The organism is Roseivirga ehrenbergii (genome assembly GCF_001593005.1).
GTDB lineage: Bacteria > Bacteroidota > Bacteroidia > Cytophagales > Cyclobacteriaceae > Roseivirga > Roseivirga ehrenbergii.
In genome coordinates, this window is the sequence record NZ_LQZQ01000003.1 from 164,850 (window position 1) to 190,593 (window position 25,744).

At 40.0% G+C, this 25,744-nt stretch carries 15 protein-coding genes; 10 read left to right on the forward strand and 5 right to left on the reverse strand.

Annotated elements, in window-relative coordinates; genetic code table 11:
• The first annotated feature begins 2 nt into the window (after positions 1-2).
• From MB14_RS04815 to MB14_RS04835, 5 genes are all read left to right on the forward strand, one after another.
• Positions 3-5,114, forward strand: coding sequence for an RHS repeat protein (locus tag MB14_RS04815; protein WP_062589692.1), 5,112 nt, complete (start codon positions 3-5; stop codon positions 5,112-5,114).
• A 19-nt stretch (positions 5,115-5,133) separates the two neighbouring features.
• On the forward strand, positions 5,134-9,483 hold the full coding sequence (locus MB14_RS04820) for an RHS repeat-associated core domain-containing protein (RefSeq protein WP_062589694.1): 4,350 nt from the start codon (positions 5,134-5,136) through the stop codon (positions 9,481-9,483).
• Positions 9,473-9,853: a hypothetical protein gene (locus MB14_RS04825; protein ID WP_062589695.1), complete on the forward strand. Its 381-nt coding sequence runs from the start codon at positions 9,473-9,475 to the stop codon at positions 9,851-9,853. Before MB14_RS04820 ends, MB14_RS04825 begins: the two co-directional genes overlap by 11 nt.
• A gap of 693 nt (positions 9,854-10,546) precedes the next feature.
• Complete coding sequence (locus MB14_RS04830) at positions 10,547-11,074, forward strand: transposase (protein ID WP_062589697.1); 528 nt, start codon at positions 10,547-10,549, stop codon at positions 11,072-11,074.
• 253 nt (positions 11,075-11,327) lie between these two features.
• Positions 11,328-12,263 carry an IS256 family transposase, variant Zn-binding type gene (locus MB14_RS04835; RefSeq protein WP_425466534.1) on the forward strand — a complete coding sequence of 312 codons (936 nt, stop codon included), beginning with the start codon at positions 11,328-11,330 and terminating at the stop codon, positions 12,261-12,263.
• Positions 12,264-12,742: 479 nt separating this feature from the next.
• Here the strand turns inward: MB14_RS04835 and MB14_RS04840 are convergent, their stop codons facing one another.
• Positions 12,743-13,336 (reverse strand): hypothetical protein, encoded by a 594-nt coding sequence (locus MB14_RS04840; protein ID WP_062589700.1) that lies wholly within the window; start codon positions 13,334-13,336, stop codon positions 12,743-12,745.
• Positions 13,337-13,366: 30 nt separating this feature from the next.
• Positions 13,367-15,382 (reverse strand): hypothetical protein, encoded by a 2,016-nt coding sequence (locus tag MB14_RS04845; protein WP_062589702.1) that lies wholly within the window; start codon positions 15,380-15,382, stop codon positions 13,367-13,369.
• A 347-nt stretch (positions 15,383-15,729) separates the two neighbouring features.
• Here MB14_RS04845 and MB14_RS04850 point away from each other — a divergent pair, with 347 nt between their 5' ends.
• Positions 15,730-17,016 carry a YhgE/Pip domain-containing protein gene (locus tag MB14_RS04850; protein WP_132644112.1) on the forward strand — a complete coding sequence of 429 codons (1,287 nt, stop codon included), beginning with the start codon at positions 15,730-15,732 and terminating at the stop codon, positions 17,014-17,016.
• Between the two features lie 12 nt (positions 17,017-17,028).
• Here the strand turns inward: MB14_RS04850 and MB14_RS04855 are convergent, their stop codons facing one another.
• From MB14_RS04855 to MB14_RS04865, 3 genes are read right to left on the reverse strand one after another with little or no spacing between them, the layout of a single operon-like run.
• Positions 17,029-17,403, reverse strand: a complete 375-nt coding sequence (locus MB14_RS04855; RefSeq protein ID WP_062589706.1) for a globin domain-containing protein — start codon at positions 17,401-17,403, stop codon at positions 17,029-17,031.
• Entirely contained in the window at positions 17,403-18,656 is a 1,254-nt protein-coding gene (locus MB14_RS04860; protein ID WP_062589708.1) for an aminotransferase class I/II-fold pyridoxal phosphate-dependent enzyme, read from the reverse strand. The genes MB14_RS04855 and MB14_RS04860 overlap by 1 nt, the downstream gene beginning before the upstream one ends.
• The gene (locus tag MB14_RS04865) at positions 18,653-20,023 is read right to left on the reverse strand and encodes an NfeD family protein (RefSeq protein WP_172796098.1); all 1,371 of its coding nucleotides are present in this window, start codon (positions 20,021-20,023) and stop codon (positions 18,653-18,655) included. Before MB14_RS04865 ends, MB14_RS04860 begins: the two co-directional genes overlap by 4 nt.
• 165 nt (positions 20,024-20,188) lie before the next feature.
• Here MB14_RS04865 and MB14_RS04870 point away from each other — a divergent pair, with 165 nt between their 5' ends.
• The 4 genes from MB14_RS04870 to MB14_RS04885 all read left to right on the forward strand — a co-directional run bounded on the left by MB14_RS04870 (position 20,189) and on the right by MB14_RS04885 (position 25,743).
• Complete coding sequence (locus MB14_RS04870; RefSeq protein ID WP_062589710.1) at positions 20,189-22,624, forward strand: hypothetical protein; 2,436 nt, start codon at positions 20,189-20,191, stop codon at positions 22,622-22,624.
• A gap of 199 nt (positions 22,625-22,823) precedes the next feature.
• Entirely contained in the window at positions 22,824-23,987 is a 1,164-nt protein-coding gene (locus tag MB14_RS04875) for a hypothetical protein (protein WP_062589713.1), read from the forward strand.
• Between the two features lie 92 nt (positions 23,988-24,079).
• The gene (locus tag MB14_RS04880) at positions 24,080-24,871 is read left to right on the forward strand and encodes a DUF4905 domain-containing protein (protein ID WP_062589715.1); all 792 of its coding nucleotides are present in this window, start codon (positions 24,080-24,082) and stop codon (positions 24,869-24,871) included.
• A complete protein-coding gene (locus MB14_RS04885; protein ID WP_165899494.1) occupies positions 24,868-25,743 on the forward strand; it encodes a LysM peptidoglycan-binding domain-containing protein in 876 nt (291 codons plus the stop codon). The genes MB14_RS04880 and MB14_RS04885 overlap by 4 nt, the downstream gene beginning before the upstream one ends.
• Position 25,744 lies beyond the last annotated feature (1 nt).

The following is a 25,744-nucleotide window of genomic DNA, read 5'->3' on the forward strand; positions in this document are numbered from 1 at the left end:
TTATGCTTCACATTTCCCGAATTAAAAGAACCATTGCCATATTTTTATTATTCAATATGGTGTTCTATATTTTTTCACCTTTAGTGGCCTATGCCTCATTAACCGCAGGCCCTACGGCTCCTGAATACACAAGTTTTGAGCCAGTAGATACCACCGACATGGTGAATCTGGCTACAGGAGATTTTACTTACAATATTCCATTATTGGAAGTGCCTGGGCCTGAAGGGGGTTATTCTATGTCGTTATCATATCATGCTGGCCCTCAGCCAGGTCAAGAAGCTTCTTGGGTTGGGTTGGGTTGGACGCTCAATCCAGGTGCTATTAACAGGTATGTAGACGGTTACCCTGACGACTACTTAAGAAAAAGCAAGTTCACGAGACAGTATATTGATGGAGGAACTACAACCTCATATGATTTTGGTATTTCAGCTGGTATTGGTGACGCAGCCTCTGTTAGATTTGGATTGAGTGTCGATGCTAAAGAAAATGGAGGGTTTGGTGGAGCAAATTTTTACGGTGGAGCCTCTCTTGGGTTTGCTAAAGTTAATTTTAGCCAAGGAAAGACTAATGTTGGTTTAGATCTACAGCAAGGACTATCAACTTTAACAATGAGTAAATCATCTTCAGAATCTAATAAAGTGAAAAAGGATGGGGGAATGCCTGAAGGATTGAAAAGCCAATCATCCAAAGTAAGTGCTCGTGTTAAAATGTCTGAGTTTAATTCTTCAGTTTCTATATCAGGCGTTTGGCATGTTTCTGAGGAGTCTCAGGGTATAAGTCTTGGTCTTGGTGGAAAAAACAATGGAATCACGTTTAATTTTGCTAAGTCTAAAAGGCATAGTTACTTTGATGAAATTGATAGGACAGACATTATTGGCCCGTTACACTTTGATGATATACAGACTTCGGAAGCAACTTCATCCTCATTTACATCTCTGGATTCTGGTCCAATAAACAGTTCATATGGAGTTGCTAATGATGTGCATGCTAACAGAATGCAGATTGGTTCTGTTCCTAATAAGGATTTATTTCAAGTGAGTGCACAAGGTCTTAATGGCAATATGTCGATTCAAAATTATTCTAATGGAAGTCTTTTTCGCAAGGGTGTCTCTCCTCAGCCCAATACAAGCGTTTATGGTTTCGACTATAAGTACAAATATTCTCATGGGACATCCAGCTTTCGTTTTGATAGTGAGTTCTCCAATAAATACTCTATTGATGATAATGCTAAGATTGAAGACGTTTCAGGGAGTTTTGACTTTAATCGTGTTGATTATTCGGTTGATGTGAACACGGATTATTTTAAAGATAATATGTTGGCAGGGTCGAGACATGTGGAATGGTATTCTAACTCTCAACTATCAGCAAATCAACCTGCGTCTTACGGATTTCTAAAAGTTGAAGGTTTTGATTACGATGCCCCCATTTCGAGCATTACGGGCTATGATCTTTCTGACCAAATTGGAGGGTTTATGATCACCAATAAGGATGGTTATACTTATCATTATGCCCTCCCTGTCTACATACTTAATGAGTATAGTAAAGTGGGGAAAATAGATGAACCATTGGACTCTTTTCAAGAACATTTGAACCTGAACCCTTATGCTTATACATGGCTACTTACGGCTGTTACAGGTCCTGATTTTGTGGATAGAGGTGGAGCTAGTGGTGCCGCGAATGGCGTTTTGGATGATAGTGACTGGGGATATTGGGTCAAATTCGATTATGGGAAGTGGAATGATGACTATAAATGGCGTAATCCTGTCCAAGGAAAACATATAGATACTGATGCAGGGACTGAAGTTTTTTCCTATGGTGAAAAACAGCAGTATTATCTGGATTTTTTAAGGACTAGAACTCATACTGCGCTCTTCTTTAAAGAGCTAAGAAGAGATGGGAAAGGGGTTGCCGACTTTGAAACTGGAGAAATGGGTTTTCGAATTAACTCTAAGAGGAATGTTAATACCTCACTTTATTCTTGGAGTGATGTTAGCGAAGAGGATTATTCGGAATTTTCATTAAGATTGAACGAGGTCTACGTGGTGCAGAACAAAGATATCTCACCTACAGAAACATTTGATTGGTGGCGGACTAGGAATCTTGACCCTATAAATGAGGTGATTGATGAGTATATTAACTACCCATTTGTTCAATATGAAGGTACTGAGCTCGCAGAAATAACAGCAAATAGCCCTGGTGCAATACCATATGGTGGATATGGTTATTTTAATAAGGTTTTAGATGTTTATGACCAGATTAAGACCGATGTAAAGGCGAGGTCAATTCGTGGAGTTAAATTCTCTTATGAGAACAACTTAGGTCAAGATGTAAAAAATTCCTTTTTAGTATCTAGAAACCTTGATAATAGTTATACGTATGGGGCTGGTTATTTAAGTCGTAAACTTAGCCTTAAATCTGTAGAACATTTAGGGATTGAAGGAGCAAATGTATTTCCCTCAATAGATTTTGACTATTATAATAAAGCTTCAAATTTTGCAGATGTAGAGTTCGATTTTGTAGATAATTGGGGGGATTTTAAATTGGATTATGACCCTTCAAAGGATCAATACTTTAGAGCAATAACCACACCTATTTCCGCCCAAGATGTTAAGGCTTGGTCTTTAAAGAAGATTGGCACCCCCTTAGGAAGTACTATAGAAATTGAGTACGAATCCGATGATTATTCAAGAGCGGCATTTCATAAACTAAGGCCAATACCTGTTAAAGAAGGTGAGTTTCTTTCGGATAGATTCAGATTGAGTTTTGTTGATTTGGAAAGTTCATTTCCCTTAAACCAATTAACCGAGGGGAGTATAGTTTCAATTAAGAGTATATTTGAAATAACAACTGTAGAGCCTGACCCAAACTCAGGAGATCCAAATGACTATATATTTGAAAAATCGCTAGGTATAGATTCTCACTTTAATTGTCAAGTTAAGGAGGTAGGTAACGATTACATCGATCTTGAACTCAATGCCTATTTCAACGAATTTGAGGCTTTTGATTTATCTTCACTAGGAGAATTTGAAACACTTCCTCATGGCTTTATAGTTGATAAGAACCTTGATTGGGGTGTTATTTTTATCGAGGATAATGAAGTAAATATCCCTGGGGGAGGTCTGAGAGTAAAATCTATTCTTAACTCTTCCGACACTGGAGATGGGACAAAAATAGCGTATGAATACACCCATCCAAATTCAAATATCTCGTCAGGAGTTACTTCTTATGAACCCTTTAATTTCTATGCTGAAATTCCATTTTTATCTTCCTTGAAAAAGGCTTTTACTAAACAGATTAGGGAAGAGTATTATACCCCCATAGGTTTAAGAGAGTTTCTTCCTGCTCCTAGTGTAAATTATGAATATGTTACTGTAAAAAGCTTTGAAAATAAGCCTGATGGCAGTTATGAGACACCAGGAAAAGTGGTTTACCATTTCAAACCGCTGCAAAATGATATGATTCAAACAATTATCCCTGTTGAAACCACTGTTAATAGTAAAAAAAGATGGTCGCCATTTGTGTTGAAAGACTTTACCTCAAGTGCTGGTAATTTGATGTCCGTTTCAGAGTATGGTGCTAATAACGAATTAATTTCGAGTCGTACCAGTACTTATCTAAGTGATATTGTAGGCTGGGAGGACTATTCAGCTGAACTAAATAACTTGTATAAAGGTCAAGGAATATTTCAAGAAATGTATAATGAAAGTCGTAAGGGATTTCAGCTTGATGTGGATGGGCGACATTTAGATGAGAATAATTTAGAATATATAAAAACACTTTTTAAAACTGAGGTGTATCCCTCCATTTTGGTGTCTGAGACTTCATTTAGCTCTAAAACAAACATAACTGTTGAGAAAAGAAATGTTGAATATGATTTTATTTCCGGAAATAGCATAAAAGAGATGTCTACTGATGGTTATGGAAATAAATATATGCGGGTGACGATACCAGCATATCATCGCTATAGCGGTATGGGGCTTAAAATAGAAAATAGGACAAATAAAAATATGCTTAACGCAGTGACTGGTGCTTATATACTGAGAGTAGAGCAAGACAATACCGACAAATATATTTATAAAGGATTGGCTTCTGCTACAGTGCAAGACTGGAGTAATAGTTTTGTGCCTTTAGGGCAAGTTTCTGCCCAAAACTCAGTCTTTAGACCTTCCACCACCAGAGTTTGGGTTGGTCAACCTACCGATATTCTTGACGCCCATGGCTTATTTCCTGTAGAGAGCTTTGTAAACGCTTTTGAAGACTATTTCTATGAAGATGATCCAAATAATCCAAGTAATACGTATGCAGAGGTTGGTGATTGGCAAACAGTTTCAGAAATCACTTTATATGATGTTTATTCGCATGCCAGAGAGGTAAAGGATATTAACGAACAATATGCAGCTACCTTGATGGATAAGGAGTATAAAAGAGTTACTGCCACCGCTGCATTGTCCAAACATACCGAGCTTTATTATACGGGTGTAGAAGAGGCAACAACTGAAGGGTTCTGGGATGCAGGAAAAATTGAAATAGTTGATGGTACAATAGACAATACAGTGTTTCATACTGGGGTTAATTCTATTTATGCCGCTTCACGTTACTCACACCCATATGTAATTCCGGCAACGGCACTAAGGTTGGAGTTAAATAATTCAGAGTTTGTTGCGGGTAAATCTTATCGAGCCAGCATTTGGATGAAGCCTTCTCCAGGGGCTCAGTTAAGTGATGCTCAGCTTAATTACTTTATTGATGGAAGCTTTGTGGCAACAGCAACACCAAACATTAATAAAAAGGCTGGAGATTGGTATTTAGTGAATTTGGATGTTACTGTACCATCGAATGCAACTTCGTTAAAAATTGAAGCTATAATAGATGGCGTGGGGGCTTCGTCCGCTTACTTTGACGACTTCCGATTCCATCCATTAGAGAGTGCAATGACCTCCTATGTATATAATCAATGGGGTGAGTTGAGCCATATACTAGATGCCAATAATTTATTTACTGAATATGAATATGATGCTGCAGGTAGATTGAAGGCAGTGTATAGAGAACGATTGGGGCCAGGGCGAATAAAGCTTACAGAGCAGGAAATGATCTATCAAAAGTCAACCAATTAATCGCCAAGCCTGAGAAACTATGAAAGGTATATTCAACTTGATCAATCGAACGGTATTTGTTTTCACTTTGGCTTTGGTGGCGTTTGTAACACATGCCCAGCAAAACTCAACAAAGAGTACGGCTTATGTATACGATGCCAGTGGCAACTTAAAGCTTGATGGAAATGGTCAGCCAATTACAATTGAATCAGTAAGCTATTTTGACCAACGGGGTAAATTACTGCAATCTCAATCTAGGGTTAATAGCGTGGGAACTGGTGGAACAATACTGGCCACGCAGCCTATTTACGATCGTTTTGGAAGAGCAGTGCTGAATACACTGGCGGCTCCAATTGCGGATGGCTCTACTGGCTTTGGTTATAATCCGAATTTTGTTCTCTTTGACAATACAACACCTTATTCATATGCTCATTTCGATGCAGCACCTAGTGGAACTAATGCAGCTGGAGAGGCTTTTAATCCAGAGGAAGTAGGTGGGCAGAGTATCTCCAATACATTAGGCTGGTATTATGGAGACGCTAGTCCAGAAAGGATGGCGGTAACCAAATATCCTTATACAAGAATAGCTTATGCCGATGATGGCTCTAATGAAGTACGTTATTCAACCATGCCGGGCGAGAGCCATCGTTTAGGGCAAGACCATGAAATAGTTACTGAAGTTCGACAGCTCACCGATCAACTCGATGAATATATGGAGTTACGCCAGCTATTTGTTCCTATGGACGAGTTGATTAAGGCCAAGGCTATTCAAGATAACCATATCTCAGATGCACAAACTAGATCAGATGTTATTACGGCAGATGAAGTGGTACATATTGCCCCTACTGGCTCGCTTACTTTGGAGCCAGGCTTCGATACAAACGGATTTAGTTTTGAAATAAATTATAAAAACGTTGCCTACTATGTAAGCTTACGAGAGCAAGGTTCTTACGATTATGTGCGTGACCCAAATGGCAAAGAAAGCCATAGCTTTAAAGACTTAAGTGGAAATGTGGTGGCTTCTGCTTATTCTTCAGTAACCGACCCAACACTAAAAGGTTGGGCTTACAATATCTACAATGACCGTCAACAATTGATTGCTTCAATTTCACCCAATGGAGTGGAGCAATGGCGTAATGAAGTAGATATATCAGAAATTGACAAAACTACTTACAATTATAATTTTAGGGGATGGTTATTGAGCATGACCGAAACCGATGCAGGCACAACTACTTATAAATACCGTAAGGATGGCACGCTAAGATTCTCTCAAAATGCACAACAAAAACTTGATGGCACCTTCTCTTATACCAACTATGACAATGCTGGCCGACCGATAGAATCAGGAGAATATACTGGAATTTTAGATTACGATAATGACTTAAATGCCCTATTGGAAGTAAAAGGATATGACGGAGGGCTTAGTTTAGATGTAATAAGTAATACCAATCGCAAGGATTGGCTCAGAACCTATTATGATATCACTGCTCAGAATATTGAAGCCGAAACCGCATTGAGCAGTACTTATACACAAGATTTTTTAATGGGGGCGGTGTCATATTCCGAAAATGAGCATATGACAACTTGGTACAGCTATGATGATGCAGGTCAAGTTACATGGGTTTTACAAAAACCTAAGGTACTTGATAAGGCCTTTGCCAATGAATATACCTATGATTATAACGGTAATGTGCTGCAAACGGCATTCAAAGAGTATGATGTGATTAGTAACGCTGCCACATTAGTAAATACCTTTGAACATCAGTACAATTATGATGATGACCTACGGCTGAAGAAGGTGAAAACTAGGCTCAATCAGGCTGCAACTTGGGAGCCTCAGGTAAAATACGAATATTATACCCACGGGCCATTGAAGAGGGTGAATTTGACCGAAAATTTACAAGGTATTGACTACACCTATACTGCTCAAGGTTGGCTCAAGTCCATCAATCATCCCGATGTAGATCCAGGTGGGGATAACGGAGATGGGACTACTTCAACACCTTATAAAGATGCTTTCGGAATGACCTTGGAGTATTTTGATGGAGACTATTCCCGTAACTTTTCTACCAACGAAAGTATTGATTTAGGAAGCGCACCTCCTCAACTTTTTGACGGCAACATCAGGGCAATCTCATGGAAAGGCCCTATGAATAAGTTTGTGACCGGAAGCAATACTGATGTATATGCTTTTCTCTATGACGATAAATATCAATTAAAGAAAGCGAGGTCTGGCTATTTTAACGCTATTACTCAAATATTTGTCCTTAACGGAAACGCACTTCAAGTATCAGGGATCAACTACGACTCCAATGGAAATATTTTAAATCTAGACAGATATAGTGCGGCAAGTACACTAGTAGATGATTTTGATTACAGCTATGCCGCCAATCAAAACAAGCTAAACAGTGTTAGCAACTATGCTACCTATCAATACAATGCCATAGGGCAAATGACCAGTGAAGCAAAGACTGGAGCAAGTGATGAGCAAAACCTGACTTACGATGTAGCTGGTAAAGTCACCGAAGTACGTGATGAGAGCAACAAGCTTAAGGTCAGTTTTGATTATGATGACCGAGGTTTTAGACTGACCAAAACGGTATATGATGAGAACGAAGCCCCTGAGTTTATCACTTGGTATATCCGTGATGCTTCCGGAAACCTACAGGCCACTTACGATAATAAAACTGATGACACTTTTGAGAGCGAGGTTACACTCAAAGAACTCCCAATATACGGATCAGGGAAAGTAGGTATGCTTTACCCTGAAAAGGAAGAAAGTCTATATGAGCTTACCGACCATTTGGGGAATGTGCGCGCCACTGTGGCCAAGCCCAAAGATGTTATCTATGGCCCTGCCACCTTCGAAGATGGCGCATGGGACCCTTCTGAGCTCAAGGATTTTGATTTTGCCACCCATGTACGTGATATAATTCCAAATAGTGTTGGGGATAATAAAGTAGCCCGTGTTGGGGCGGGCGCCAATGGTTTAATGGGGCCTTCAAAAATGCTGATGGTAATGCCCGGTGACGCCATAGACATTACGGTACAAGGTGCCATTACAAGCGGCAGTAACGATATAAGCTATGGGGCTGTTCAAGATGTATTGGCTTCTATTTTAGGAACACTTACTACACCGAGTATGGCAGAAGCATTTGGTCTTAGTATCCAGAGTGCCAGCCCTTCTGGAAGTGCAGTAGCTGCTTTTCAGAGTTCCCCTCCTGCTTTGGCGTCCTATGTTAATTATCTTTATTTTGATGCTGATTTTAACTATAAAAGTGGCGACTATACCCCAGTGCCCACGGGTACTATAGATGCCCTTAGCCCCTTAACGCTTAATGTTACGGATGCTGTAATTGACGAGCCTGGCTTTGTATTTATATACCTTACCAATGAAAGTACCCAAGCTTCTGAGGCCTACTTTGATGATTTTAAAATTATCCATAAGCAGGGTATAGTAAGAAGTACAGCCGACTATTACCCTTTTGGTTCTGAAATTACCGAACGATCTTTCTCCAATATTAGCCCCAACGATTACCGTTTTGGCTACCAAGGCCAATTTGCCGAAAAAGACAAAGAAACAGGCTGGAATGCTTTTGAAGCAAGAATGTGGGACTCAAATATTGGGCGCTGGGCTGCAGTTGATCCCAGCAGGCAATTTTGGTCAGGGTATTTGGGGTTAGGAAACAATCCGATTAATGGCATTGACCCCGATGGGAGGTTTAAGAGGAAATGGCAAGCCTATACTGCTTGGGCTCTTACTGGGTTTAGAGGGTGGATTGATTTTGCCGAAGGAGGGGATCGTGCTGGAGAGTGGTATATCGGAGAGAATTTTAATGTTGATGGAGGGGTAGGAACACGAAGAACCTTTGATTACGGAAATGGAAATAAGAGCTTTGGTGAGTATGTATGGAATACTCCATTAGCCCGTTACTACTTTCCTGACTTTGTAAATGCTGGTGTGGGATTCAACGGAATTCTGGGCCTTGGTGGGTATACCAATTTTGATCTACAGTGGGTAACCAGAGGCCCTGAAGCATCACTTTATCCTGCAGTCACCGTTACACAGGCTGTAGGTATTGGTTTTTCTGTGGATGCTACATTAAATGTTGGAGGCACCAATTATCTAGGTAGCGTTCAGGATATTAGAAGAAATATGATGCAAACAAGTATAGCTGATGGGCAGGTCACTTATTGGGGGTCTGCTGGGTTGACTGCTGGTGGTAAACTTGGGATTGAAGGTTCATACACTCCTACCAAAACAGGTTATGGTTTAGTTGGTAGACAATTAATTATTGGTGGTGGGCTTCCGTTGGGTCCCTTGCCTTTTAATGCAGCAGGAGGAGTAAGTAACACATTCATCATTCACGATTTTCACCATGGACGATAAATTTTTGGTTGGATGGAGTAAATTTGGCAAGATGGCTTTTGGTATTTTTATAGCTGTTTTGGTTATAGGGGCAGTATTCCAATCTACTTATGTGAAGAAGAAAGGGAAAAGAGAATTTGGTTATTTTTATAAGACAGCTATTGTAGGTACTATTTCATGTGGCCCGAGTGGAAGTTCCGCTGGAACGTATTTTTGTGTTGATGATAAGCGTTTCAATTTTAACCCCTATACTTCTAATATTAACAAATATAAGATTTTCAGCTATTTAGCTGAATTGGGCGATTCCATTTACAAACCTGCTTATTCAGATACGTTGACACTGATAAAGGAAGGCGAGAAGTATCGCTATACTTTTTTAAAAATCGAATAAATTCCCGCCCTTGTTGGAGTTATCTCCAACAAGCAGATGAGGCTAAAAACAGCTTTTCTTACCAACAAATAGTGTTCTGGCTAGTGCTAAACGTTCACTGTCCTAGGTGGTTTGTGGGTGATAACACCCGCAAAGGCAGAAGCCCCATCTATTCCGAAGCTTCGGAATAGGGATGCTCAAGAGTCAATGCCAAATATCCCGCCCTTGTTGGAGTTTTCGCCCTTGTTGGTGTTCTTGAGGCTGACCGAGAATTTTCCGCCTATGTAGGTGTTCTTCCCTTTTGCCCTTGTTGGAGTTGTCTCCAACAAGCAGATGAAGCTTAGAACATCCTTTTCTTACCAACAAATAGTGTCCTGGCCAGTGCTAAAAGTGCAATGTCCTAGGTGGTTTGCGGGTGCTAACACCCGCAAAGGCAAGTAGGCCATTTGAATTTTATAGGAAATCCTCGTGCTTTGAAGAGAGGAGATGTTTTAGGGAGGACTTATTCCGTTTCTGGAGATGCAGTATTTGGGCTAGGTTTCGCCCTTGTTGGAGTTGTCTCCAACAAGCAGATGAAGCCTAGAACATCCTTTTCTTACCAACAAATAGTGTTCTGGCTAGTGCTAAACGTTCACTGTCCTAGGTGGTTTGTGGGTGACAATATCCACAAAGGCAAGCAGCTTAGATGGTTCCTGATTTTCATTAAATTGAATTATGGAAAATCATCATGTTCAGTTTTTCACGGCAACAATCCTTAAATGGATTCCAATCCTAAAAAATGATGAGTTAAAGCAAATAATAGTGAACTCAATGGCTTTTTTGGTAGAAGACAAACGCTGCGATATTTATGGGTTCGTAATAATGCCCAATCATATTCATATGATCTGGAAAATAGGAGATGGACATTTGCTTTCGAATGTCCAAAGAGATTTTTTAAAATTCACCAGTCAGCAAATCAGGTTTTATCTACGAGACAACTTTCCTGAATCCTTAACCAAGTTTGAAGTAAACCTGAAGGATAGAAAGTATCAGATTTGGCAGCGTAATGCATTGTCCGTTGATTTGTTCAGTCGTAAAGTAATAGAGCAAAAGCTGGATTATATTCACGCTAACCTAGTAGCAGGTAAGTGGCAGCTTGCCGAAGACTTTGTGAGTTATAAATATTCATCAGCCTCATTTTATGAGGATGGGAAAAGTCATTTTACTTTCTTAAAGCACTATATGGAATATTTTGGTGCTTGAGATTTATAGACAAATTTGGGGTTGACAACACCCACCAAGGCAAAAAGAAACAAGGTATATGCTTACTTTTGATATAATGGCCAAAAATAGTTGGTAATTCAGTGACTGATCGACTGTATTGTATTGAATAATGAATAACAGATAGTTGCATGTTGTTTTAAAATGGCTTATTGAAACGCGTTTCAATAAGCCATTTTTGTATCTATGAATAGTTCAAAAAAAGCGTTGCTGGGCCTGTGGTTTTCTGGCCAGTATAAAATGGGGTTACCAGGCAGGCAAACAACGTTATAAATGCAATAACTGTGGCATTCTTTTTACTTCAAGTAATAAGGCGGTTAGCAATTCCAACAGGTTTGTTTGGTTTGAAAAATGGGTTTTAGAGCGTAGGACAATCGAGGAACTATCGTTGTCTAGCGGTTATTCGGCTCGCACATTAAGGCGTTATTTCTATGAATATCTATCCAAACCACCTGTTTTGAGTGTTTATCCTTCCCGACAAGTAAACCTATTGATAGATGGCACTTACTTTAAAGATGGTCTTTGCTTGATACTTTATCGGGACAATACAATTAAGTACACCCAGCTTTATCGGTTGACTGATGGTGAGTGGTTTGAAGAGTTAGCCGAAGATCTTTCTAACTTATTAAAGTTGGGTGTACAGGTTGAAAGTATCACCAGTGATGGCCATAAAGCTTTACTCAAGGCAATCAAACTGGTTTGTCCTAAAGTACCTACCCAAAGGTGCGTGGTTCATATACAGCGCATGTGTCGGATATGGTTATCCAATAAACCAAAGAGCGATGCTGGTAAAAAATTGAGGCTTATAGTGTCTAAAATTCATCTGATCACATCGCCTCAAGAAAGAGACTATTGGCTTGTTGAGCTAGTTCAATGGTATGAGGTATATAAAGACTTTGTGAATCAAAAGACCATCAATCCTGATACTGGCAGATACTGGTTTACTCACAAAATGGTAAGACGATCATTCATGGTGATCAGGAATGCTTTGCCTGATATGTTCCACTATTTGTACAACCCAAGAATACCTAAATCAACAAATGGGTTGGAGTCATTCTTTGGTCATCTAAAAGGACACCTCAATGTGCATAGAGGGCTTTCCTATCAACACAAAAGGCAGTTCATCCAATGGTATTTGTACTTCAAAAATCAGCGCTCAGGTTTTCTTTAGCCATATGACAAGATGAATAAAAAAACCTCCCAAAATAGGGAGGCTATTCTACTTGGTAAACCCTATTGCTGGCAAGTTGCTCCTCAGCAGAGCTCGCTTCCTCTTTAGGCTTACGATGTCAATATAATGCAAATTTCAACGCAAAGTCACCAACTATTTTTGGCCACATTACCTTACTTTTTAAGTGGAGGTATCAGTCCGTCTTCTTCTAATCTTTTAATAATTTTTCGGACTGTTTGTTTATGCCCCATTCCATCTTTCAAATCCCCAAATGTACCCGCATTCCGCCCTTGTTGGAGTTGTCTCCAACAAGCAGATGAGGCTTAATAACAGCCTTTTCTTACCAACATATAGCGTCCTGGTCGGTACTAAAGACCGAACTCCCTAGGTGGTTTGTGGGTGACAATACCCACAAAAGCAAGTTGGGTGATAGCACACAAAGGCAGAGAAGTCATAGTAAAAAGAAACAAGGTAGATGCTTACTTTTTAAGCAGAGGTATAAGTCCGTCTTCTTCTAATCTTTTAATAATCTTTCGGGCTGTTTGTTTATGCCCCATACCATCTTTCAAATCCCCAAACGCACCGGCATTAGATTTTGCTTCTAGTCCCCCTATCCATATGGTAGTTGGTTTTTTGATTTCTTTAATAAGTATATCAAGCTCTAAGCTTACCTTATGTATGTAGTTGCCCCCCGTCCATCCATTTGGAGTATAAAAGGAGGGGGTGTATCCACTATAATTAGATTGCCCTGCTTGAGTAATCACAAAAAGCAGTTCTGGTTTAATGGAGAGGCTGTCTTGCTCCTTCATCCGCTTGCTTGTTCTTCCGTCATTTGGAGTTTGTTCTTTGAACTCATAGTCTGAAGCTATTCCTCTTGCAGCAAGGGCTATGCGTAATTCATTTACTACGCTGCCTACGAAGTGCTGAAAATCACGCTCTGTATGAATGCTAAAACGGATATTGTTGAAATCTCCATCATAGTCTCTAACTGTTGATCTTTTAACCTTTGTGCTTGTACAGCCCTGAAATAAAAGTATGATTACTAAAAGTGAAAGTGCTTTTTTGTTGATCATGTTTTTAATAACTGTTTTTGGAAAAGAAAATTAATAACCTTGAGTGGCAAGTACCCTTACTCTAGCCCCGGGTTTGCCTTCCAGTAGCGCACCAATGCCTTGGATGTCGATTTTTTCAACTACGTCCAAACCTCCGCTAATAACTTTTAATCCAGAGCTTAACTCTGGGTCAGAATTGATAATAAAAACCTTATTCGCTCCAATATGAGAATTGATTTCAACATTATGATCCTTGATGTACACATTGGTAATATTACAAGGAATTACAGAAAGCGGTGCTCCACCTTCGGTAGCAGACCAAATGCTTGGGTCATTCCAGTTGCCTGAAGCTATGGCCCAAAGCTCTGTGACACAAGAGGCCGCAGAAACCACATTTATATTAGCAATGGCCTCGGTAGTATTTCCAGATTGGTCAATTACGGTAATAATAACTTGATTCATCCCAAGATCACTTGTCGTAAAATCTGTCTTGGACATACTTGTGTCTGTTATCTCAACATTGTCATAGGTGCAGCCCACGCCATCAAAGGAATAAGCTGGAGGACTAAAGAAAGGTGTAGATCCATCAGGTTCCCAACCCCAACCCCCTCCCCAATCACCAGGGTCTGGAATAGTCACATTTTCGCAAGGGTTCATTAGCTCGTCATAAGTGAGTGTATAATTTCCGGACTCATCCAAAACAATTTGTTTTGAAAGAGGAAATACAACAGGAGAGATGGAGTCCACAACATTGATGTTAATAATATCAGTATCCATTTTTGAATTACTGTCCTCGATGATATACGTGATACTGTTCTGTCCAAGATCATTTTTATCAAAAACACTTTTATTTAGTGAGCTCACAAAGTCACTACCAGAACAGCCCGCAGTCGATCCGTTATCCACCCACATAGGATTTACTTGTGCAATGCCATCTTTGTCTAAATACACAGTGATATTCTTAGCTTTTGCAACAGGTTCGGTGTCGTCTATAACATATACCAATGCAATACCTGTGGTTTCATTTCCGCTTGTATCCCAGATGGTTACCGTAACTTCGTTCGTGCCGACATCAGTACAGTTAAAACTGGATTTACTTATAGAGGCTCCACCTAATTTAACATTATCTTTAGTGTAAGCGCTCCTATATTCAAAAACCTCAATACCATCTCCAGGTACTGGGTTTGGTGCTGGAACAGAAGTACCTCCTGGTGAATAATATTTTATTAGATCATCAGGAGAAACATAGTTCGAGTGTGTGCCTGAATTATATCTTACTATATTTTTAGTAACCAATGTTGGGGGGATTGTGTCTACCAAATTTACTATGGCAGTACCGTAATATATTGAGTCATTGTCGTCTATTCCCTGTATGGTTACATAATTTTTACCAATATCAAACTCGGAAGAGCCTAGCGCTGGAAAAAAGACGGTTGTTGTGCAATTGCCAGTGGGACAAGGCCAAGAAGAACAACTACTATCTATGAGGGAGTCTATTTCAACATTCAACTGACCGTCAATTCCAACATACTCTGTATATGTATCAATACATGCAGAGTCTATATAGTTCTGAAACCTCAAAGTGAAAATGTTAGTGTAGGTAGGGATGTCAACATTTAAATAGTATGTAACACCTGCTTGCAAATTATCAATGAATAGTTCTTTGGGAGTAGTTGTGTTAGCTGCGTTTACCCAGTGCTTACTGCCCATCTCTCCCCCAAGACTGTCGGTCACCACAGCCTGTATCAAATCACCATATTGACCTGAGCTTGATAATTCGATTGAAATACTCAAAGTATCGGAGGTAGGGGCAACGAACTTGAACCATATGTTTTTTTCTGGGGTATAGAGCCAGTTGCTATATTTTATTCCGTCACCAGAAGCACCCGAAACAGTAAATCCATTTATGTCCGAGAAATAATGCCCCGTACCGTCAAGGGTAATCTCGTATGCAGTACTTAAAGAATCATTGGGGTGGTTTTGAAAGGATAAAGCTATATTAGGAAATAAATAGAGTAAAATCAGAATAATTAGACCACTTCTTTTAAAAATCAATGAACGTACCATTACTTTTATATTATCAATATGTGTGTATAATTAATGTTTTTTGTATTTAAGCTATATTTTATCAAAAATAGCTATAATCTTGTTAGATAGTAAAGTAGTGGTATTGATTTTTGAAAGAAATTTATGGTTATTTCACAGTATGATTATTTTTTACTTTATTTGACGGTGCAGGCTTATGATTCAAACATACCCTTTGTATAATTTTGCTGATTCTATTAATGCCATTTAAACATATGCTGAAAATGGGCCGTTTGTTTTTTTGTGTTTGGCTATGCTTATTTTACACAATACCAGTGTTATCTCAGAATACTAATAGACCAGAGCTTTCTAAAAGAGAAATTAGAAAGTTGAATAAGAATCTTGATAAGCTTAGCAAGAGCCTTGATAAGCACACTTCTAAACTCAAGGTTTTATTAAAATTAAAACAAGAGAATCTTACATTTCAGGTGGATGTACTTCAGGATGCAGATAAGGATGTTGTTCTTGAAATTGACTCCATTAAGAGAGGTGTTGACAAAAAGTTAGAAGGTTTTCAATCTGAAATTTTCGATGTTGATTCCATAACTATTCCACAAGGGCTTCGCGATGAAATAGCTCGTTTGAAAAAGGAGCTAAAAGTTGGAATGCAGTTATCCAAAAGTGATCCTAAATTGACCAACCAGCTTCAAGATTCTTTTATTAAACTTTCTGGAGCTGAATATGATTTGAAAGAAGCAGAAGATTTATTTCCGGATTTAAATAAATTGAAAATAAACCAAGAGACAATAAATGAATATATAGAGCCCATTTCTTCAGATTTTGCCTTATTGAGAGATCAAATTCAGTCTTTTCAGTCTTCAATTGACAGATATAAAGCTGAATTAACCGATTGGGATAAAACGCTCGAAAGTCAGATCATGAAGTTAGAGGATGTAAACGGTCTCAGTCAGTTTAGAAATAATTCTCTTGACCCTTCGTCTGAAACCTCAAGAATGCAGAATGAATTGGAGGGATATCAGAGTAAGTCCTTTGTCCAAAAGCAGATGGAAGAGAGGTTTTCTAAAATGTTAGAGGAAGATGGGCAAGATGCTTTAGTGAAGAGGCTAACGGAGGGGCGTGAAAAAATTGCCGAGGCTAAGGAGAAATATACAAAGGTTCAAGACTTAAATAACCCAGATCAGAAACGAAATAATCCATTAAAGGGTAAGTCGTTTATAGAAAGATTGTCTTTTGGTGGAAATCTACAAGTCAATCGTGTGGAGCCTATATCTTTAGATGTAGGCGGAGAGTTGGCATATCAAATATCCCCTAAGTCTGAGCTAGGTGCTGGGTCGGCTTATCGATTAAGACTTCAGAAAAAGATACTAGCTGGAGTCTCATCGGATAACTTTAATGTTCGTGGATTTTATAATCATGTTATTTGGAGAAACATAAGACTTCAGGGTAATTATGAGCTTGACTATCTTGTTCTCAATAACCCGCAGGCAGATAGTGAAATAAAAGATTGGGTTCAGTCCGGTCTTATTGGGTTCAAACAGGAGCAGCCCTTCTTTAAAAAAATTAAAGGGTATATGACTGTTCAGTATGATTTTTTACATAGTGCAGAAAGTGCTAACTCTCGTTGGGTTGTAAGGTTTGGATTTAGGTTTAAATAGAGCTTAAGATTTTCACCTATTAATCATATGCTGAGCTGCGCCATACACATATTCCCAGAAGGCATCTTTTTCGGGTTCGGGGAAGGTGGCTTTTTCTAGTGCCGCATGCATGTGCTTGAGCCAGTGCGTTGCTTCTTGGGTTCCAATTTTCCACTGAAAATGTCTCCGCCTCAGTATCGGATGTCCACGCTCATCAGTATAGGTTTGTCTGCCACCCAGCGCTTGAATAAAGAACAACTTGAGTCGATTTTTAGCAGGTAGCAGATCTTCAGGATACATCTTTCTGATCAGCTCGTCCTGCTCCAATTCAGCATAGAAATCATCCACCAGTTTCAGAATGTTTTCTTCGCCAATGCGTTCGTACAGCGTTTGACCTTTTTCTGTCATTATACTTTTTCAAAAGCTTGTGCGAAATCTTTTAAAAGGTCGTCTGGGTTTTCTATCCCTGTCGAAATTCTAACCATGCTTGGCGTAATGCCCACGGCTTCACGATCGGCTAAAGTCATATTAGAACTGCTCATGGTAAAAGGATGAGAGGTTAGTGTTTCTGTGCTGCCCAAACTCACGGCCAGCTTGGCCAATTTTACCGCATTTAAAAAACGGAAAGCTTCGGCTTCACCACCGACTACATCGAAGGCCAACATCGCACCGCCAGAAGTCATTTGTCTTTTGGCCAGCTCATACTGTTTGTGTCCTTCGGCAATGTTCCCAACATAATATACCTTGGCCACCTTCGGGTGATCGCGTAAGAAATCCGCCAACTTTGCTGCGTTCGAAGCTTGTTTTTCCATACGTAAGGAAATGGTTTCCAAGCTTCGGCTGATCAGCCAAGAGGTCCAGGGAGAAGCCATACAGCCCAAGCCGCTGCGTACTTTCTTAATACGTGAAACCAAGGCACTGCTTCCAGAAATGGCGCCAGCAATCAAGTCGCTATGGCCACCAATATATTTTGTAGCCGAGTACATGATTAGATCGGCTCCATGATTGATGGGTTTTTGCCAAAGCGGTCCCATATAGGTGTTGTCTACAGCTACAATGGTTTTCTTGTCTTGATTTGAAAAACGAGCCGCAATGCGCACTGTCATTTCAATGTCAATTAAGGTATTGGTGGGGTTGGCTGGTGTTTCTACATAAATACAAGCCAGTCGATTTTTTCTTGGGTGCGCCTCAATTAAGCTTACGATTTCTTCTTCCGTCATACCTGGGTCAAAAGCCAACGACTGGATATCGAATTTTGGAAGGAAGTTTTTGATAAAAGCATCGGTGCCACCATAAATAGGGAAGGACATCAGCACCAAATCACCAGCTTTACAAATTTCTAAAAGCGAGGTAGTAATAGCGGCCATTCCACTTTCAAAAAATGCCGATTCTTCTGCTTCATCCAATAAAGAAAGTCGCTTCTCAGCGGTGACTAAATTAGGGTGATTCAGTCGGGTGTAGATCAAACTTTTGCTCGATTCGTCTGCACCGGCTCCGCCATACACTTTTTCGAAATAGGCTTTTCCTTCTTCGGCAGTAGCAAACTCAAAAGTTGAGGTTTGAAATATTGGGTTTTTGATTGAATTTCTAACCAATGAAGGTTCATGTCCGAAGCTCATCATTAAACTTTCGGGACTAAATTCAGCGTGATTGTCGCTCATACTTTTTTCGATCTAACTTTTAAGGAGGTTCCTTCTTGGCTAATTACCGTTATTTTTTCGCCCTTTTCAACATATTCTCCACGAGTGTAGGCATCATATATTTCACCATTGATTTCTACCCTACCGCTGGGTCTTAAGGTGGAGAAAACAATTCCTTCTTTTCCCATTAAATCCGCAGTGTAGAAGGAAGAAGTGTAGCCATCTGATTTGCGCTGCTCACCCATCAAGGCCACTTTGCTAAACATTTTGGATTCGGTAAATCGGTAGCCGAGACTGAATATAAGCACCATGGCGCCCAGCATTCCAGCAAAAACCACCACTGCTGCGGTGCCTAGTTCACCAGAAGGCACATAGTCAAAATTAAAGAAGTCGTTATCAATCATCACGAAAATGAGCGCCATGACTACACAGGAGATACCAGCGATACCCGCCACACCAAAACCGGGAATCACAAAGACTTCAAGTGCGATGAGGACAATCCCGATAAACAACACTGCAATTTCCCAATTGGCGGCAAGTCCATTGAGGTAGTAAGGGGTAAGGTAGAAGACTAAAGCGATGCCCGCTGCTGCCAATGGAAAGCCCACCCCCGGTGTTTGAAGCTCAAAATACAGTCCGCCTACAATCACCAAAATCAATATGCCACTCACAAAAGGGTTGAGGAAAAAGGCAATAATCTTTTCCGAAGCAGCCAATTCGTAATTGATAAGCTCATAATTATCAATGTTGTTTTTGGCAAGTATGTCTTCAATGCTGGTGACCTGCATTTCGCAAAAACCATTTTTAATGGCTTCGGAAGTAGTAAACGTAATGGTTTTTCCTGCTTCGGTAACGCCTTCAATTTCGATTCGGTCGTCCACCATGCCTTCTGCAATATTAGGGTCACGATTCGTTTGCTCGGCTGTAGAGCGCATAATCGATCGCATGTAAGACTGATATTTGTCTGGCGCTTGACTTCCATCTTCCCCATTGACCACCGTAGCTGCACCAATGTTAGCGCCCGGCACCATGTAAATACTGTCGCAGGCAATTGAAATCAGTGCACCAGCCGAGGCTGCATCGTTATTGATAAATACCCAAACCGGCTTTTCGTACTCTAAAATTCGGGTACGAATATCGTTAGCATCGTTTACCGCACCGCCATAGGTGTCCATATCGATAATCACGATATCGGCATTTTCTTCAGTGGCTTGGTCGAGTGCCAAATCCACATAACGGTTCATCCGTGGGTCAATATCATTACGGATTTCCATCACGAAAATCCTTTTTTTGGCGGGATCTTGGAAAGGATTCCATTCCGCAAAAAGCCCCGCGCAAAACAAAATGGCGAGGAAAATCAACCCTATTCTTCTTACAAATTTCAACATCGCTTTGATAGGCTATTTTTTATAAAGATAGATAAACATGGAGTTCAGAGAAAAGAAAAAATTAATAACAAAATGATATGTTTTATGCTCTTTAATTAATTATTGAAATGTATATTTAAGCATCAGTTGATATCTGTAGTCATGTTGAACCATTGATAAATTCTAATGAGGGGTTATTTTTTTAGTGTTACTTTTATTTTTTTATTTTTTTATTCATTCAATTTATTTTCTCAGGTACCTGCTAATGATGATAAAGTAAATGCGCTTGAGCTTACTTTAGACACTATAGGTGGTTTTCTCAGCAGCGGAGCACCTTATAGTAACTACAATGCTACGGTAGATGGTGTAAGGCCTACTAACTGGCAAGTAGGACCGAATAAGAACATATGGTTTAAGTTTAAGCCAGGCCCTAGCGGTATTGGAAATATTACTGTGAGAAGAGGTACTATTAAAGGTGCTATGTTGGCCCTTTATGACAGCAGTATGAACGAGGTGGGTAGCAAAGGTAAAGAACCTAACTTATGGACCAATAACGGTCTTGTAGTAGAAGGACTTGATACTGCGCAGTATTATTACCTAACTATAGACAGTTATCAAGGCGGTACATTTGATTTATTTATTCGGGGTTCAATAGACAATGATTACAAGGAGGGTGCTTTAGAGCTTACCTTAGATGCTAACGGAGACTTTTACAGTAGTGGAGCCCCTTATAGTAACTATAGTGCGACAGCCGATGGAGATAGACCTTCAAATTGGCAGAGCGGCCCCAGCAAGAACATATGGTTTAAGTTCAAGCCAGGCCCCAGCGGCATCGCGAACATTACTGTAAGGAGAGGTAATATTAAAGGCTCCATGTTGGCACTTTATGACAGTAATATGAACGAGGTAGGCAGTAAAGGCAGCGACCCTAACTATTGGACGAACAACGGTTTGGTTTTGAAAGAGCTTGATTCTGCTCAGTATTATTACCTAGCGGTCGACAGTTATGTTTATTCAAGTTATCAAGGCGGTACATTTGATCTATATATTCGGGGTTCAATAGACAACGATTACAAGGAGGGTGCTTTAGAGCTTACCTTAGATGCTAACGGAGACTTTTACAGTAGTGGAGCGCCATATAACAACTATAGTGCGACAGCCGATGGAGATAGACCTTCAAATTGGCAGAGCGGCCCCAGCAAGAACATATGGTTTAAGTTCAAGCCAGGCCCCAGCGGCATCGCTAACATTATTGTAAGGAGAGGAGGTTTGCAAGGTGCAATGTTGGCACTTTATGACAGTAGTATGAACGAGGTGGGCAGTAAAGGCAGCGACCCTAACTATTGGACGAACAACGGTTTGGTTTTGAAAGAGCTTGATTCTGCCCAGTATTATTACCTATCGGTCGACAGTTATGTCTACTCAAGTTATCAAGGCGGCACATTTGATCTATATATTCAGGGTTCAATAGACAACGATTACAAGGAGGGTGCTTTAGAACTTACCTTAGATGCTAACGGAGACTTTTATAGTAGCGGAGCCCCTTATAACAACTATAATGCGACAGCCGATGGGGATAGGCCTTCAAATTGGCAGGGTGGCCCGAGTAAGAACATATGGTTTAAGTTCAAGCCTGGGACTAGTGGTATTGCGAATATTACTGTTAAAAGGGGAGGAGTATATGGTGCAATGTTGGCGCTTTATGACAGCAATATGAACGAGGTGGGTAGCAAAGGCAATGAGTCCAATCTATGGAACAACAATGGTCTTGTAGTAGAAGGGCTTGATTCTACCCAATATTATTACCTATCGGTTGACAGTTATGTTTATTCAAGTTATCAAGGCGGTACATTTGATCTATATATTCAGGGTTCAATAGACAACGATTACAAGGAGGGTGCTTTAGAACTTACCTTAGATGCAAACGGAGACTTTTACAGTAGCGGAGCCCCTTATAACAACTCTAGCGCGACAGCCGATGGGGATAGGCCTTCAAATTGGCAAGAAGGTCCGAACAAGAACATATGGTTTAAAGTATGGATTCCAGAAGACGGTAGTATGGACTTTGAGATTAACCGAGGGAGCATTAAACGTATAATGTATGCTTTGTACGATAGTCAAGATAGCTTGATTGCAAGTGATGGTTATATAGGAAATTTCGATTCTAGAAACTTTAATGTTCAGTCTCTAAAAGGTAACCAGTTTTATTACTTGACTGTTGATAGTTATCTCTACTCTGGTTGGTTTGGTGGTTCTTTCGGTATTTCTGTCAGCTTTCAAAAACAGGTCAATTGCACGAATGAACTCTGGGCCATTTCTTCAGGCGCTTGGGATGACCCCAACACTTGGTCAGACACAGAAGGAGGACAGCCGGTTTCGGCAATACCCTGTGAAGAAACTGTGGTTTATATAAAGGGGTTTGATGTGTCTTTTAATACAACCGAAACAGTAGTAGCTAAAAGGTTGGAGTTGATTGGTACAAGTAGCTCGGTAATGACAAGGTTGAATGTTCAGACAGGTGAGCTTAATGTAGTCGAAAAAATAGTAACCAGTGGAGCGGGAGCTAAATTACAGAGTTCCACCAATTCGACAATAAAAGTTATTGGTGCAGGTGGAGGTTAGTTGTCATTGAATGACTGGCCAAATCAAATTTCAACATCGCTTTGATAGGCCTTTTTTAAATATAAACAGACAAATAGCTATATGGAAAAGAAGATACAATATCAAAATAATGTGTTCATTGCTCTTTTATTGACTGTTCAACTGTATATTTAGAGTCAGTTTATGTGTGTGGACATGTTAAGTCATTAATAAGTGCTAAATGAGGATTTGTTTTTTAAGCATTGCTTCTATTTTTTTATTTCTTTCTTCGTTTAGCTTGTTCTCCCAAGTACCCGCTAATGACGATAGAATTAATGCAGAGGAGTTGGTGTTAGATGCTCAAGGCAACTTTGAGACAGCGAATAATGCCTATTCACTGGTTGGTGCGACAGCCGATGGTGCTACCCCGCCAAACTGGTACTATGGGGTCAATCATAATGTTTGGTTCAAGTTCAGGCCCACGGTGCCATTGGTCAATTTTGTTTTGAAGGGGACTGTTAATAAAATGGCGGCCTTATATGATAGTGCAGGCAATGTCCTTCAGAGCAAGATGGGGCCATATGATGGTTATCTAGGTATGATCTTCGAGGAACTGGACACGCTTCAAGAGTATTATCTAAATATAGATGGCAGAACCGCTTCTGGTTTTGGCATCAAAATGAGTTCTGAAATAGGATTTGATTACAAGAGCCATGCAGAGGAGTTGGTGTTAGATGCTCAAGGCAACTTTGAGACAGCGAATAATGCCTATTCACTGGTTGGTGCGACAGCCGATGGCGCTACCCCGCCAAACTGGTACTATGGGGTCAATCATAATGTTTGGTTCAAGTTCAGGCCCACGGTTCCGCTGGTCAACTTTGTTTTGAAGGGGACTGTTAATAAAATGGCGGCCTTATATGATAGTGCAGGCAATGTCCTTCAGAGCAAGACGGGGCCATATGATGGGTACTTGGAAATGATCTTTGAAGGGCTCGACCCCCTCCAAGAGTACTATCTGAATATAGACGGTAGGACTGCTTCGAGTTTTGGTATAGAGGTTAAACCTGGTTTGTACTGTAAAAATGAACTTTGGGCCATTTCTTCAGGGGCTTGGAATGACCCAAGCACATGGTCTGACACAGAAGGAGGGCAGCCTGTTTCGGCAATACCCTGTGAAGAAACTGTGGTTTATATAAAGGGGTTTGATGTGTCCTTTAATTCAACTGGGACAGTAGTGGCTAAAAGATTGGAGCTGATTGGTACAAGTAGCTCTGTAATGACAAGGTTGAATGTTCAGACAGGTGAGCTTAATGTAGTCGAAAAAATAATAACCAGTGGGGCAGGGGTCAAATTACAGAGTTCAACCAGTTCAACAATAAAAGTTATTGGTGCTGGGGGAGGTTAGTTGTCATTGAATGACTGGCGAAATCAAATTTCAACATCGCTTTGATAGGCCTTTGAATAGGCTATTTTTGTGTCAAAATACAAAGAAACGCATTGCCAAAGCAACTTCACTTACAGTTTTCGGAAGTATTCCCTACAGATATTTGGGAAACCGCCCTTTCCAGCGATCGGTTGCTGATTAGTTGCCGAAATGGAGATGCTATGGAAGCTACTTTTTCACTCTTCAACCTAAATAACCACCAGTTTGAATGGAAGGCTTTGGGTTTTGATGAAAATTGGTGGGTAACGGTCTATGCTTTTGTGGGTGAGATTATCGTTTTTCAGATTTTTAATGACTCCCAAAATATAGATGAACGTTCTGTTTTTGGCTTTGATATCAATACTCAAGAGGCCCTGTGGTCGGTAGATGATATTAATGTTCGGGGTTTGAATGGCTTTGCGCTTTCTTTAAAAACCAAAGATAAAGAAGCTGAAGTTTTTACGATTGATATTCGCTCAGGTAACGAGATTTTAGAAACGGAAGAAGATTTTTCTGTCAAATCTATGTCGGGAAACCTAATTCTTCCGTTCCATTACACGGGCGACAGTAACTACTTTGCTACAGTAGTTCGTTTTTTAAAGGAATTTGCAGCGGTAGATTTGGTGGGGGCTTGCGATTATTTAGAGTACGAAGGCCTGATTTTTATTTCGGCACACGAAAAGCTGGAACAGAATTTGACCAATAGGCTTTATGTTTTTAATGCAAATGGCGAACTTGTTTTGACGGAAGTTTTAGCGCAACATAGTAAAGGACTGGCCTCAGATACTTTTTATATCGTTAATGAACAGCTTATATTTGTCAAAGAAAAGCGTGAGGTCAAATGCTATTTAATCAAGGATTTATGAGAAAGTTTTTGTTGAGTTTGATGGTGTTAGTATTGGCGGCAACGTCAAGCTTTAGTCAGGCAGACTCGCTAGGAATAAAAAAAGAAGGTGATAAATACTTTGTAATCCATAAAGTGATGTCTGGCCAAACACTTTATTCATTGGCACGCAGGTATGGAACCACCGTAACTGAAATAAAGGCAAAGAATGCCGAACTGGTGAATGATTTGAAAGTAGGGCAAACCATTAATATTCCTTATGGAAAACCTATGGGGCAAGCAGAAATCCCAATCAAAACTTCTGTTCAAGCAAGTAAAACGCATACGGTTGCAGCTGGTGAAACCCTTTTTGCGATTTCACAGAAATACGGTGTAGATGTAAACGAAATTAAAAAACTGAATGGCCTAACTTCCAATGCCTTGGCGGTAGGTCAAACGCTTAAAATTTCTGTAGCTGCCAAAACTACCCAAGAAGTAACACTGCCAACGACCACTCCCACGGAAAAGTCAGTTACAAAGCCAATTGAGAAACCAAAAGTGGTGGATACCACTCAGAAAGTTACTAACCCTGTAAATACTGGGGCGGAAGAAATAACCAATGAATCGTACAATGGGAGTCCTTTCAATGAAATTATTGAAGAAGGTCAGGCTGAGCTTATTATTGAAGATGAATCGTCTACTAAGTTTTTAGCCTTGCATAAAACGGCTAAAGTAGGCACGGTGATTAAGGTAAAAAACCGCATGAATAACCTTACGGTGTATGTGCGTGTGGTGGGTGAAATTCCTGATACTGCGGACAATCAAAATATTTTGATTAAACTCAATAAGCGAGCTTACGATCAGCTAAAGGCTTTGGATAATCGTTTTCTAGTAGAACTGAGTTATTTTCAATAGT

Excerpts from the sequence above, each read along its gene's own strand:
- MB14_RS04815 (WP_062589692.1), top strand. The coding sequence starts at position 3 with ATGCTTCACATTTCCCGAATTAAAAGAACCATTGCCATATTTTTATTA.
- MB14_RS04820 (WP_062589694.1), top strand. The coding sequence starts at position 5,134 with ATGAAAGGTATATTCAACTTGATCAATCGAACGGTATTTGTTTTCACT.
- MB14_RS04825 (WP_062589695.1), top strand. The coding sequence starts at position 9,473 with ATGGACGATAAATTTTTGGTTGGATGGAGTAAATTTGGCAAGATGGCT.
- MB14_RS04830 (WP_062589697.1), top strand. The coding sequence starts at position 10,547 with ATGGAAAATCATCATGTTCAGTTTTTCACGGCAACAATCCTTAAATGG.
- MB14_RS04840 (WP_062589700.1), bottom strand. The coding sequence starts at position 13,336 with ATGATCAACAAAAAAGCACTTTCACTTTTAGTAATCATACTTTTATTT.
- MB14_RS04845 (WP_062589702.1), bottom strand. The coding sequence starts at position 15,382 with ATGGTACGTTCATTGATTTTTAAAAGAAGTGGTCTAATTATTCTGATT.
- MB14_RS04855 (WP_062589706.1), bottom strand. The coding sequence starts at position 17,403 with ATGACAGAAAAAGGTCAAACGCTGTACGAACGCATTGGCGAAGAAAAC.
- MB14_RS04860 (WP_062589708.1), bottom strand. The coding sequence starts at position 18,656 with ATGAGCGACAATCACGCTGAATTTAGTCCCGAAAGTTTAATGATGAGC.
- MB14_RS04865 (WP_172796098.1), bottom strand. The coding sequence starts at position 20,023 with ATGTTGAAATTTGTAAGAAGAATAGGGTTGATTTTCCTCGCCATTTTG.
- MB14_RS04870 (WP_062589710.1), top strand. The coding sequence starts at position 20,189 with ATGAGGGGTTATTTTTTTAGTGTTACTTTTATTTTTTTATTTTTTTAT.
- MB14_RS04875 (WP_062589713.1), top strand. The coding sequence starts at position 22,824 with ATGAGGATTTGTTTTTTAAGCATTGCTTCTATTTTTTTATTTCTTTCT.
- MB14_RS04885 (WP_165899494.1), top strand. The coding sequence starts at position 24,868 with ATGAGAAAGTTTTTGTTGAGTTTGATGGTGTTAGTATTGGCGGCAACG.